Origin of the sequence: Kitasatospora sp. NPDC049258 (genome assembly GCF_040678895.1) — a bacterium.
Classification (GTDB): Bacteria; Actinomycetota; Actinomycetes; order Streptomycetales; family Streptomycetaceae; genus Kitasatospora.
The window spans coordinates 170,523-182,936 of the sequence record NZ_JBFAQT010000002.1 but is presented as its reverse complement, the minus strand read 5'-3'; the positions used below and the strand labels follow the sequence as shown (position 1 = coordinate 182,936).

The following is a 12,414-nucleotide window of genomic DNA, read 5'->3' as shown; positions in this document are numbered from 1 at the left end:
CAGCCCGGCAGGCCCGGCAGGCCCGGGAGCCTCGGAAGTGGGCACCGGGACGCGGTCACCATCGGCCGGCCCTGCCGACTCCCTCGCCCGGTCCGCTTCGAGGGGCGCCTGCATGAGGGCCGCCAGATTGCGGCGGATCCGCTCCGCGGCGTCCAGCGCGTCGGCGCGCCGGCGGATGTCCAGCCGCTCCTGCCGGGGGTCGGTCCGCGCCGGGCGAGCCGCGGCGCGGCCCGGTTCGATGCCGGTGGGCGGGGGCCCCAGGAGGGCGGCTTCCGCCCGGGTGAACACGGCCGAGGGTTCGATCGGCCCGCTGTCGCGCGGATCCCGGGTGCCTCGGCCGGTCTCCTCGCCGAAGGACTGGGTCGACGCGGAATCAGGCTCTGCCACGGGTGCTCCTCATGAGTGGGCCGGTGTGCGATGGAGGAGCGCCCGGCCACCCGCCCCATCCCGGGACTTTGCCGGTTCGTTACACACCTGGCTCCACCCGCCGCGCCCCGCCCGGCCGGGCCCGCTCCGTGGCCGTCAGGCGGTCAGCGACCGCCAGAGCGTCAGCGGCCGGGCGTCGACCGCGACCTGGTCGCTGTGCGCGGCGCCGTCGGCGATCGAGATGATGCGGTACCTGTCCTGGTGGAAGACCCAGAACAGGCTCAGGCCGTTGATCCGCTGCATGTCCGGCACGGCCAGGAACTCATCGATCTTCGGGATGCCGGCCAGCGACTGCCAGAGGCTCAGCGAGCGGTCACCGCGCTCGATGACGTCGTTGTGGGCGCTGCCGTCCGCGATCGAGACCAGCCGGTAGACCTGCTGCCCGAGCAGGGTGTGGAACAGCCAGTAGTAGCTCTTCCCGTTCACCCGCTGCATGTCCGGCACCGGCAGGAAGGCGTCCACCTGCACGATCCCGCCGAACGAGGCCCAGGCGGAGATCGGTCGGTCGGGCCGGTCCAGGGCGGCCGCGGCGGCGGGGTCGAGCCCCTGCTCCGCGCGGTCCGCGATCGAGATCAGCCGGTAGACCTGCCGGCCCTCGGTGCTGTGGAACAGCCAGTACCGGCTCCTGCCGTTGACCCGCTGCTCGTCCGGGACGGGCAGGATCGCGTCCACCTTCGACACGCCGTCGTAGCACGGCCAGGTGGTCAGCGGCCGGTCGGGCCGCTCGACCAGATCGTTGTGCTCGTTGCCGTCGGCGATGGAGATGGTCCGGCACACCGCCCCGTCGCCGCCGGTCCCGTAGGCCCAGTACCAGCTCTTGCCCTTCTCCCGCTGCATGTCCGGGATCGGCAGGAAGGCGTCGGTCGGCCGGACGGTGCTCGGGAGCTGGTCGGTGAGCCGCCCGTCGCCGAGGTGCCGCAGCGTGGTGAGCGAGGGCGCGAAGGCGTACACCGACCCCTCGGTGGTGACGAACTGGCTGAAGCTCAGCTCGGTGGTGGCCCCCGGTGACTCGAAGGCGACCTTGCCGGTCGGGCCGACCATCGGGTCGGGGCCGGGCTTCCTCCCGCGGCCGGGCGGGAAGTCGGGGTTGTTGATCCAGGCCTTCTGGATGAACTCGAACTGCTCGACCAGGTCGGACTGGTAGGAGACGAAGAGCAGCCCGCGCGCGGAGTCCGGCCCGCCCGGGCCCTCCGAGGCGGGGTCGAACGGCGCGCCGTACGGGGACCCGCGCCGCATGATCCTGCGGCGGTCCATCACCGGCTTCTCGGGCAGCGGTTCGGCGCCGGGGGCTTCGAGCAGGCCGTCCCGGGGGTTGGTCTTGCGCAGGTGCGAGAAGAGCGGGGTGATGAACCCCTCCGGGTCGTTGCGGTAGCCGAAGTCGTTGTCGTCGGCCGAGAGCGCGTTGGACGGCATGTCGGCGTTCGGGCAGGTGGCGACCGGCGTGCCCGAACGCCAGCGGCCGACCAGCCGGGCGGCCAGCCACTCGCCGGTGGCTTCGTCCGGCACCACCTTGGCCTTCTTGAGGACCTTCAACTGGACCGCGACCTGCGCCCACCAGCTCGGTACGTCCTGGGCGAGCCGGCGGACCACGTGGAAGCTGCCGTTGACGGCCCAGTCCGGCGGCGTGTCGTAGGTGATCCCGCCGATCCGGTCGTGGCCGAGCAGGAACTCGCCGGCCGGGATCAACCGGGTGCCGGGCTTGCCCCTGACGTACTCGGGCTTCTGCGGGTCCGGCTCGTCGTAGCCGAGCACGCCCGGCTCGCTGACGCCGTCCTTGAAGCCGAAGTGCTCCTTGCCCCGACGGCTGCCCGGCAGGGTGGCGCCGTTCTGCTGGAAGACGATCACGACCTTGGCCTGGGCCGCGGCTTCGCGCTGCTCGGTGACGGCGGCGTGCAGGTCCGCCACGGTGTCGGAGGCGACGGTGACCACCGCGTGGACGGTCTGGCCCTTGCCGTCGCCGAAGAGCCAGTTCTCCGGGGAACTGTCGCCGGTGTCGCCCAGGGAGCGCTTGTCCGAGCCCTGCTTGAACGCCTCGAAGGTGCCGCCGGGCCGCACCGAGGGCAGCGGCTCCTTGCCGGTCAGGACCTTCAGGCCCTCGTAGGTGAAGCTGACGTTGATCCAGGTGGCCTTCAGCGACTGCGGGTCGTCACCGCCCGAGCTGTTCCTGGCCCGGCGGAAGGCGCTGTTGAAGGCGGCCACCTGTCTGGTGGTGGAGATCCGGGGGGCCAGGCGTTTCACCCAGGTCCGGGCCCGTGCGGCGTCCTCGAACTTGAGGAACAGCAGCGTCGATTGGTCCTTCTTGAAACCCGCGATCACATCACCTTGGATGTCGTCGCTCTCACGCAGCTTCAGGTCGTTCGGCATGTCTTCTCCAGAGGGGTCGGCCGGGATCGCCAGGCGGCCCGGAGAGCACGCCGGGCGGCGCCCCGCGGGCTCGCGGGCAGGGCAGCCGGGCACCCGGCCCGCGAATGCGGAGGGTGATCAGGAGATTATGGTATGTACTCGAACATTACCAGGCCGGAATCGCGGGTTAGCCCGCCCGGCCGACCGACCCCCCGCCGGAAACCCCCGCGAACGAAGGGCGTTGACCGATTCGCCTGACGCAGGCTCACCCGGCTGCGCGCGCCACCGCGACAACGGACACCCGGCCACGGACACTGAGTGTCGTCACCGAACGTATACGATCCGTCCCGCATCGGGTCCGGTGACCGGCGCGGTCCCAGGCACTCCGCCACCGCCCCCGCACCTCCTGATCCTCCCGTTCCCAAGGAGTTCCATGTCCCGCAGGAATCCGCCCGTGCCCGGCGGGCAGCCGCCGACCCGGAGGGCCCACGCCTCCCGGAGGATGCTGCTCGCCGTCGCAGCCTGTGCCGTCTCCGCCGCGACCGCCACCACACTGCTCGCCACCGCCGCGCCGGTGGCCGCCCTCGGGCAGCACGGCGGCCACGGTGACACCCCTTCGGCCGCCGCGCCGGAGCTCGCACCGAAGATGACCGAACCGGTCCGGGTCGACCCGGACGAGGCCGCGGCGCTCGGGAAGGAGCACGCCGAGGAGCACGCCCGGACCAGGATGGCCCTGCAGGGTGTCGGAGAGTACCCGCAGACCACCAGGACCGAGCGCCTGAACGCGCTCGCCTCCTCCCAGGCGGCTGCCAACGCCGGCTTCGACCCCGCGGAGTTCGGCAGGTTCCGGGAGTACTTCCAGTCCCCCGACTTCGCCGCCCACATCGCGATGCTGCCCACCGGCAAGGTGCTGCTGTTCTCCTTCGAGCGGATCGAGACCAACCCCCAGAAGGAGCCCGCGCCGACCGACACCATCGGCAAGGAGAACGCCGGCCGCGCCTTCCTCTGGGACCCGGCGAAGGGCACCGGCCCTGGCTCCTTCACCAAGGTGACTCCCCCGGTGGTCAACATGCCGGACGGGAAGAACGAGCCCCGGCCCGCGCCGTTCTTCTGCGCCGGCCACTCCTTCCTGCCCAACGGGATGCTGGGGGTCTTCGGCGGCAACCTCGGCGGCAACGGCGGCACCGGCGCCAAGCTGTCCCTGGTCTTCGACCCCTGGCAGGAAGTCTGGTACCAGAACAAGGACATGGCGGTCGGGCGGTGGTACCCCTCGGTGGTCACCGGCGCGGACGGACGGCAGCTGATCATGTCCGGCCAGTCCGAGCTGGGCTGGGGCACCCCCACCCCGATCGTCGAGCGCTTCCCCGCCAAGAACATCCCGGTGCCCTTCCTCAAGACGGACCGGCCGCAGGGGTACGCGGTGGACAGGTTCAAGGCCGACGCACCGTTCACGTGGGACTACCCGCACCTGTTCTCGCTGCGCGACGGCAAGATCTACGGCCTCGGCCGCTCGCCCGAACAGCAGTGGCTGTTCGACATCACCACCGAGACCAGGAGCGACCTGCCGGCCCGGCCGGACAACATGAAGCGCAACTACGGCTCCGCCGTGCCGCTGCCCGCCGGCTTCAAGGGCCCCGACTCGGTGCTGATCCTCGGCGGCAACCGGGACGACCCGAACACGTACCAGCTGGTCGGCGGCAGGTGGAGCACCGAGAAGCCCCGCGCCTTCGGCCGTACCCAGGACGACACCCTGCTGATGCCGGACGCCACCCTGCTCACGGTCAACGGCTCCTTCGACATCCGCGACTACGGCAACGGCGACAAGAACCCCAACGCCGATCTCAAGTACCGGCAGACCGAGACGCGCGACCAGAACGGGAACTGGCGGCTCGGCCCCGTCCAGCGGCTGCCGCGCGGCTACCACTCCAACGCGGTGGTGCTGCCGGACGGCCGGGTCATGGTGACCGGCGACGAGCTCCAGCAGCTCGCCAACGACCCCGACATCACGGACGACATGAACGGCAGCATCGAGATCTACGAGCCCGCCTACCTCCAGCAGGGCAACCGGCCGAACCTCGGCACCGTCTTCAACCCGACCGTCGGCTACAACGAGAAGATCACGGTCAGCAGCAGCACCGCCACCGAGGTCACCCGCGCGGTCCTGCTGGCGCCGACCACCGCCACCCACTCGGTCAACACCAGCCAGCGCCACCTCGACCTGCGGATCAAGAGCCGCAGCGGCAGCTTCCTGGAACTGCAGGCGCCCCCGTCCGCCGCCGCGGCCCCGCCCGGCTACTACATGCTCTTCCTGCTCAACGAGGAAGGCGTGCCCAGCACGGCCGGCTGGGTCCAGCTCAAGCCCGCCTCGGGCGGCCAGACCGGCGGCCAGACCGGCGCCGACAACTGACCTCCCCCGCACGCCCGCGGGCCCTCCACCCGGCCAGGGGTGGAGGGCCCGCCGGTGGACAGCCGCAGGGCCCCGGCCCGCGGTTTCGAAGGGGCGGCCGCGCCGCACCGACGATAGATTTGGCCGGTGCACCGGCCCGCTCCGGTGTCACCGGAGGTGAGGTGACCGATGACCACCGACAGTGCAGGCGCTCACAGCTCCACCGGGCCGCCGCCCGCCACGCCGGCGGCGCTCCGGGCGGCGGTGCTCGGCCCGGTCCTGCTGGCCGGCGAGGACGGCTACGACGAGGAGCGCTCGGGCTTCGAGCTCGGCGTGGAGCGCCGGCCCGAGGTGATCGTCGGCGCCCGCGGCACCGCGGACGTCATCGCGGCGGTCCGGTTCGCCGCCGCCCGGCGGATGCCGGTGGCGGTGCTGGCCACCGGCCACGGGCCGTCCGCCCCGATGGACGGCGGGGTGCTCGTCAGCACCCGGAGGATGACCGGCGTGCGCGTCGACCCCCTCGCCAGGACCGCCCGCATCGAGGCCGGCACGCCGTGGGAGCGGGTCATCCACGAGAGCGCCGTGCACGGCCTGGTGCCGCCGAGCGGCGCCGCTCCCGCCGTCGGCGCCGTCTCCTACCTGCTCGGCGGCGGTCTTGGCCTGCTGTCGCGGCGGTACGGCACGGGCTCGGCCCACGTCGTCGCCTTCGACCTGGTCACGGCGGACGGCAGGCTCCTCCAGGTGTCCGCCGACCGGCACCCCGATCTGTTCTGGGCCGTCCGCGGCAGCAAGGACAACCTGGGCATCGTCACCTCCGTCGAGGTCCGGCTGTTCCCCGTGCCGGAGATCTACGGCGGCGGGCTGTACTTCGACGGCGCCACCGCGCGCGACGTGCTGGAGGGCTACCTCGCCCGGACGGCGCAGCTGCCCGACGAGGTGGCCTCCTCGGTCCTGCTGATGCGGTTCCCGGACTCCCCCGCGCTGCCGCCGGCCCTGGCGGGGCGCCACATCGCCCACGTCCGGCTGGCGTTCCTGGGCGGGGCCAGGGAGGGGGAGCGCCACTTCGCGCCCCTGCGGGAAACCGGCCGCCTGCTCCTGGACACCATCGGCCCGGTCGCCCTCACCGAGACGGGGACGATCCACGGCGACCCGACCGAGCCGCTCCACGGCGTCAGCCGGACGCTGATGGTGCGTCGCCCGGATCCGGCCGCCATCGACGCGATCATCGATCTGGCCGGACCGGACGCCGACGCCCCGTACGGCGTGGAGCTGCGCCACCTGGCAGGGGCCCTCGCCCGGCCGCCGGCCGCGCCGTGCGCCGCCGGCCACTACCCCGAGGCCGAGTTCAACGTCTACCTGACCTCGGCGCTCCCCCCGGGCGCCGCGCCGACGGTGGTCGACGCGGCGCAGCAGCGGTTGGTGGACGCCCTCGCCCCGTGGGCCGTACCGGAGTTGTGCGTGAACTTCCTGGTCGGCGCCGATGCCGCGGCCGGCCGGGTCAGGTCGGCCTACCCGCCCGCCGACTACGCCCGTCTCCAGGCGATCAAGGCCCGGTACGACCCGGACAACACCTTCCGGCTCAACCTCAACATCCCGCCGGCCTGATCGCCGCCGCCGGGCTCACCCGGTGCGCGGGCGGGCGCCGCCGGCCAGGCCGGCCGGGTCGTGCACGGCGCGGCCGCCGACCAGGGTGAGGGTCGGGCGCAGCGCGGCCAGCGCGTCGACGGCGCAGCCGTACGGGGACTCGGGCCACACCGTCAGGTCCGCCAGGGCGCCGACCGCGAGGGCGCCGCGCTGCCCCTCCTCGCCGAGCAGCCGTGCCGCGTCGGTGGTGTGCAGGGCGATGGCCTCCGCGCGGCCGATGGCATGCTCGGGGCCCTGGACGCCGACCGCGGTCTGCCGGGTCGTCATCCCCCACACGGAGGTCATCGCGCCGTACGGGCCGACCGGGAAGTCGGATCCGGCGGTGATCAGCGCGCCCTCGTCGATCCACTCGCGCAGCGGGAACAGGTCGCGGACGCGGTGCTCGCCCCAGGCCTGGATCTGCGGGGCCGCGGCGTCGTGCAGCAGCGGGTGCTGGACGGTCACCGGGATGCCGAGCCGGATCGCACGGGCCCGCTGCTCGGGGGTGGCCAGGCCGCCGTGCTCGATCACCAGGGTGCCGGGCGGCAGGCCGGGGTGGCGGGCGAGCACCTGCTCGTAGATGTCGAGCAGGATGCGCAGCCCGCGGTCGCCCCAGGCGTGCACGCCCACCCGCCAGCCGCGCCGGACCACCCGGTCGACGGCCTCCACCAGCACGTCGGGCTCCCACAGCAGCAGGCCGTGGTAGCAGTCGCGGTCGGCGTACGGCTGCTCCAGCGCACCGGCCTCGATGCCGCCGTCGATGCCGAACTTCACACCCCAGACCCGCAGCCAGGGGTCGCCGCGCTCGCGCCACGGCTCCATCCGGTCCAGCAGGTCCTCGGCGTCGGCGGCGGTCCGCACCCCGAACCCCGACACCAGGGCCCGCACCCGGACGCTCAGCGCACCCGCGAGGTGCGCGGCCCGCAGCACGTCGAGGTCCTCGATCGGGACCATGCAGTCACGCACCGTGCCGATGCCGGTGGCCGCGTAGTCCCGGGAGGCCGCCCGCAGCCCGTCGATCCGGGAGGCCAGGTCCGGGCGGGGCAGGAGCCGCTCGACCAGGGCGATGGCGGTGTCGACCAGCCGCCCGGTCGGCCGGCCGTCGCGGTCGCGGAGGATGTGGCCGCCGGGCGGCTCGGGGGTCTCGGCGGTGATACCGGCGAGGCGCAGCGCGTGCGAGTTGAGGAGGTCGTTGTGGCCGCCGCGCTTGACCAGCACCGGGTGCTCGGTGGTGGCCGCGTCGAGCTCGGCGAGGGTGGGCATCCGCCGTTCGCGGAGGTTGAGCTCCTGCCAGTTGGTGGTGGTCCGGATCCACTCGCCGGGTGGGGTGACGGCGGCGCGGCGGCGGATCAGGTCGAGGAACTCGGGGATGGTCCGGGCCTGGTGCACGGGCACGTCGTGGACGCTGTAGGCGGCGAAGATGAGGTGGGTGTGGGTGTCGTCGAACGCCGGCAGCACGGTGGCGTCCGGCGCGTCCACGACGGCGGTGTGCGCACCGATCAGCCCGTCCAGGCCCGCCGGATCGGGGGCAAGGGCGGTGATGCGGTCGCCCGTGACGGCGACGGCCGCCTGGATCGGTGCACCGGGGACGAGGGTGTGCACGGCCGCTGCCCGGATCAGCAGGTCGGCGGGGGGCTGGGGCATGTCTGGTCCTCACGCATGACGGGACGGCGGGGAGGGGGCGCGGGCCCGGGGGCACCTCGCGCACGGCGGGTGCCCCCGGGCGCCGCGGCGCGGTCAGCCCTGGACGGGGACGTCCAAGGCGATCGACAGACGGCGGTCGGCGATGCTGCGCCCGGCCTCGACGGTGTGGACGCCCGCCCTCGACCGCCAGGCGCCGGCGGTGGCGTCCCAGGTCTGGAACGCCCGAAGCGGGATGCGCATCCGGGCGGCCACCCGGTCGCCGGGCGCGGCCTCGACGGTGCCGAAGGCGGCCAGCTGCCGGTCGGGGCGCGAGGGGTCGGCGCCGTTGTGGGCGAGGTAGATCTGGACGGTCTCGCGGCCGGTGCGCTCGCCGGTGTTGCGCAGCCACACGGTGACCTCGGCCGCCGCGCCGTACGGCTCCCGGTCGGTGCCGCCCTCGACCCGGCGGGCCTCCAGGCCTTCGTACGCCCAGTCGGTGTAGCCGAGGCCGTGGCCGAACCAGTAGGCCGGCTCGGTGCCGGCGCGCTGCCAGGCGCGGTAGCCGATGAACAGGCCCTCCTCGTACGGCAGGACGCCGTCCTGCGGCTCGACCCGCAGCACCGGGGCGTCGGCGGCCTCGGCCGGCCAGGTGGTGGGCAGCCGGCCACCGGGCTCGGTGCGGCCCAGCAGGACGTCGGCGAGGGCGTGGCCGGCCTCCTGGCCGGGGAACCAGGTGAGCAGGACGGCCGCCACCCGCTCCCGCCAGGGCATCAGCACCGGGGCGCCGGCGTTGACCACGACCACGGTGTTCGGGTTGGCCGCGGCGACCCGGGCGACGAGTTCGTCCTGGCGGCCGGGCAGGGTGAGATCGGCGCGGTCGACGCCCTCGCTCTCGACCTCCTCGGTGGTCCCCACGACGACGATGGCGACCTCGGCGGCGCGGGCGGCCGCCACGGCCTCCTCGATCAGCTCGTCCCCGGTCCGGCCGGGGGCGGCGTGGCCGAGGGTGAAGGAGACCAGGCCGAAGCCCGCGACGCCGGCGGCCGGCGGCAGGGTGTGCACGAGAGTGACCTCGGCGGCGGCGCCGGCCGCCAGCTCGACGGCGAACACCCGCTCCGGCGGGGCGAGGAAGGCGGCTGCCGGGTCGTCGCCCTCGAGTTCGAGGACGTCGTCGAAGAGCACCAGGCCGTCGACCCGGAGGCAGAAGCGCCCCACGCCGCGCACGGCGAACCGGTGCACCCCGCTGCCCTGCGGCACCAGCGTGCCGGTCACCTCGACGGACGCCAGGTCGGCGAAGTCCACCGTGCCGGGCAACCGGCCGATCCAGCGCACCGCCCCGTCGGCGGCGACGGTGGTGGCCAGCGCCTCGCCGGCGGCGCCGCGCAGGACGGCGGTGAGCGGGACGCGGATCGGGGCCAGGTGGACCAGCGGGTCGGCGCCCTGCGCGTAGGCCAGCTCGACGCCGGCGGCGCGCAGCCCGTCCAGGGGGGTGATGGTCCGGGTCGGGAAGACCTGGGCGCTGCCGCCCCCGCCGATCCGCGCCTCGACGGCGGCGGCGCCGATCAGGGCCACCCGGTCCGGCCGCACCAGCGGCAGGATCCCGCCCTCGTTGCGGACCAGGACGAAGGACCGGGCGGCCAGCTCGCGGGCGAGCCCCTCGCCGTCGATCGCGGCCGGGAGCCGGTCGGCGGGGACGGCCGCGGGCGCGCCGTCGAGCAGGCCGACCCGGGCGGCCAGCCGCAGTACCCGGCGGGCGAGGTCGTCCACCACCCGCTCCGGCACCCGGCCTTCGCGGACGGCGGTGACCAGGTGCTCCCCGTAGACGGTCGCCGGGCCCGGCATCGCGATGTCGAGTCCGCCCAGCGCGCAGCCGACGGTGTCACGGGCACCGGTCCAGTCCGAGACCAGGGCGCCGTCGAAGCCCCACTCGCCGCGCAGCACACCGTTGTTGAGCGTGTCGTGCTCGCTCATGCCGACGCCGTCGACCCGGTTGTAGGCGGCCATCATGCCCCAGGGGCGCGCCTTGCGGACGATGGCCTCGAACGGGGCGAGGTAGAGCTCGCGCAGGGTGCGCTCGTCCAGGTGGACGTCGACGGTGTAGCGGTCGGTCTCGGAGTCGTTGGCGACGAAGTGCTTGGGCGTGGTGGCGACACCGCCGTCCTGGACGCCGGCGACCAGGGCGGCGCCGATGTCGCCGGTGAGCAGCGGGTCCTCCGAGTAACACTCGAAGTGGCGGCCGCCGCGCGGCGTGCGGTGCAGGTTGACGGTCGGCGCGAGCACCACGTGGGCGCCCTTGCGACGGGCCTCCTGGGCCAGCAGGCGCCCGGTGCGGCGGGCCAGGTCCACGTCCCAGGTGGCGGCGAGCGCGGTGGGCGAGGGGATGGCGAGGGACGGGTCGTCCGGGGTCCACCGCTCGCCGCGCACCCCGGCGGGGCCGTCGGACATCACCAGCCGGCCGAGCCCGATCTCCTCGTTCGCGGGCAGCGACCACATGTCCGCCCCGGCGAGGAGCGCGACCTTGGCGGGCAGCGACAGCCGGGCGAGCGCCTTGTGGACGGCGGCCTCGCGGTCGCGGTCGGCGGCGGCGTCGATGTCGGTGTGCAGGGGTTCCTCGGTGTTCATGGGTTCCTCGGTGTCGGTGGGTGGGCGGGCGGGCGGTTCAGCGGACGGATCGGATCGGCACGATGGCCAGTGCCCCGAGCAGCGAGAGCGCGCCGCCGACGAGGAACAGCCCCGTGTAGCCGCCCAGATGGCCGATCACGGTGGCGGCGACGAACGGCGCGACGATCTGCGGTCCGGCACTGGCGATGTTCAGCACGCCCATGTCACGGGCGGCGTCCTCGGCGCGCGGCAGGACCAGGGTCACCACCGCGGTGTCCACCGCCATGAAGCAGCCGAAGGCCAGCCCGTTGAGGGCGCTGAAGACGATCATGCCGGTCCAGCTGGGGCTGATCACCGGAACGGCCATCACCAGCCCGGCCAGCGCGGCGGACACCCCCACGAAGAGCTTGCGGCGGTTCCAGCGGTCGGAGAGCACCCCGCCGACGACGGTGGAGACCGCCATCGCGGCCATCGACACCGGGGTGAGGACGGCGATCGCCTCCGTCGGTTCCAGACCCGCGGGCAGCGTGATGTGGTCGGTCAGGATGTACAGCTGGTAGCTGACCACCAGGAAGTAGCCGAGCACCATCAGCGCCCGGCCGATGAAGGCCCAGCGGAAGTCGTGGCTGGCCAGGGCGGACAGGAAGGCCTGGAACTGCTGGCGCAGCGGGGCGGCGGGGCGGGGCGCGCGGCGCGGTTCGCGGCCGAACGCGGTGAGCAGCACGGCGGCGAGGGCCACCACCGCGCCCAGCACCAGGTAGCCGGTGCGCAGGCTGTGGACGCTCTGCGAGGCGACCAGGACGCCGAGGGTGCCGCCGACAGGCAGGCCGAGGCCGACCACGGCGGAGGCGGTGCCACGCTTGGCGCGCGGGATCCGGTCGGGCACCACGGCGGTGACCGCGGACTGGTAGATGTTCATCGCGGCCTGCCCCAGGCACCAGCCGATGGTGGCGAGCAGCACCGTGTGGACGTTGCCGAGCAGGGCCATCGTGCCCAGCGCCGCCAGGCCGCCGCCCAGGATCCAGGGGGCGCGCCGGCCGGTGCGGTCCGACAGGGCGCCCGCGACCGGGTTGAAGAGGGTGGCGAAGATCGCGCTGACGCCGCCGATCATGCCCAGGGTGGCCACCTTGTTCGCGGGGTCGATCGCTTCGATCTGCAGCGGCATCAGGACCGAGCCGACGCCCAGGTAGAGGGCGAACATCGAGGTGTTGGCGAGGGCCAGCAGCGGGAGCAGCCCACGGGTGGCGGCCGGCGGTTCGGCGGCCGGGGCGGTTCTGTGGACCGAGTCCGTCGTGGTGGCTTTCATGGTCGGCTCCGGTTCGGCGGGGCCGCGCGGGGGCGCGGCGACGAGGAGGTGGGGGAACACGGCAGCGGTCGGGAAGCGGCGGGGTGGTCCTCACGCCGGCCGTGCG

Annotated in this window: 6 protein-coding genes; 2 read left to right on the top strand and 4 right to left on the bottom strand. The window is 74.0% G+C overall.

What is annotated here, in order from left to right; genetic code table 11:
* Positions 1-522: 522 nt before the first annotated feature.
* A complete protein-coding gene (locus AB0K43_RS02675; RefSeq protein ID WP_363635000.1) occupies positions 523-2,790 on the bottom strand; it encodes a Dyp-type peroxidase in 2,268 nt (755 codons plus the stop codon).
* 412 nt (positions 2,791-3,202) lie between these two features.
* Here AB0K43_RS02675 and AB0K43_RS02670 point away from each other — a divergent pair, with 412 nt between their 5' ends.
* A complete protein-coding gene (locus AB0K43_RS02670; protein ID WP_363634998.1) occupies positions 3,203-5,176 on the top strand; it encodes a galactose oxidase early set domain-containing protein in 1,974 nt (657 codons plus the stop codon).
* A 168-nt stretch (positions 5,177-5,344) separates the two neighbouring features.
* Positions 5,345-6,760 (top strand): FAD-binding oxidoreductase, encoded by a 1,416-nt coding sequence (locus AB0K43_RS02665; protein ID WP_363634996.1) that lies wholly within the window; start codon positions 5,345-5,347, stop codon positions 6,758-6,760.
* A gap of 15 nt (positions 6,761-6,775) precedes the next feature.
* Here the strand turns inward: AB0K43_RS02665 and AB0K43_RS02660 are convergent, their stop codons facing one another.
* The 3 genes from AB0K43_RS02660 to AB0K43_RS02650 all read right to left on the bottom strand — a co-directional run bounded on the left by AB0K43_RS02660 (position 6,776) and on the right by AB0K43_RS02650 (position 12,308).
* Complete coding sequence (locus AB0K43_RS02660; protein WP_363634994.1) at positions 6,776-8,422, bottom strand: amidohydrolase; 1,647 nt, start codon at positions 8,420-8,422, stop codon at positions 6,776-6,778.
* A 93-nt stretch (positions 8,423-8,515) separates the two neighbouring features.
* Entirely contained in the window at positions 8,516-11,023 is a 2,508-nt protein-coding gene (locus AB0K43_RS02655) for a glycoside hydrolase family 3 C-terminal domain-containing protein (protein ID WP_363634992.1), read from the bottom strand.
* 37 nt (positions 11,024-11,060) lie between these two features.
* The gene (locus AB0K43_RS02650) at positions 11,061-12,308 is read right to left on the bottom strand and encodes an MFS transporter (protein ID WP_363634990.1); all 1,248 of its coding nucleotides are present in this window, start codon (positions 12,306-12,308) and stop codon (positions 11,061-11,063) included.
* Positions 12,309-12,414 lie beyond the last annotated feature (106 nt).

Bases quoted from the DNA above. Each gene is read 5' to 3' on its own strand.
- AB0K43_RS02670 (WP_363634998.1), top strand. From the start codon at position 3,203: ATGTCCCGCAGGAATCCGCCCGTGCCCGGCGGGCAGCCGCCGACCCGG.
- AB0K43_RS02655 (WP_363634992.1), bottom strand. From the start codon at position 11,023: ATGAACACCGAGGAACCCCTGCACACCGACATCGACGCCGCCGCCGAC.
- AB0K43_RS02660 (WP_363634994.1), bottom strand. From the start codon at position 8,422: ATGCCCCAGCCCCCCGCCGACCTGCTGATCCGGGCAGCGGCCGTGCAC.
- AB0K43_RS02650 (WP_363634990.1), bottom strand. From the start codon at position 12,308: ATGAAAGCCACCACGACGGACTCGGTCCACAGAACCGCCCCGGCCGCC.
- AB0K43_RS02675 (WP_363635000.1), bottom strand. From the start codon at position 2,790: ATGCCGAACGACCTGAAGCTGCGTGAGAGCGACGACATCCAAGGTGAT.
- AB0K43_RS02665 (WP_363634996.1), top strand. From the start codon at position 5,345: ATGACCACCGACAGTGCAGGCGCTCACAGCTCCACCGGGCCGCCGCCC.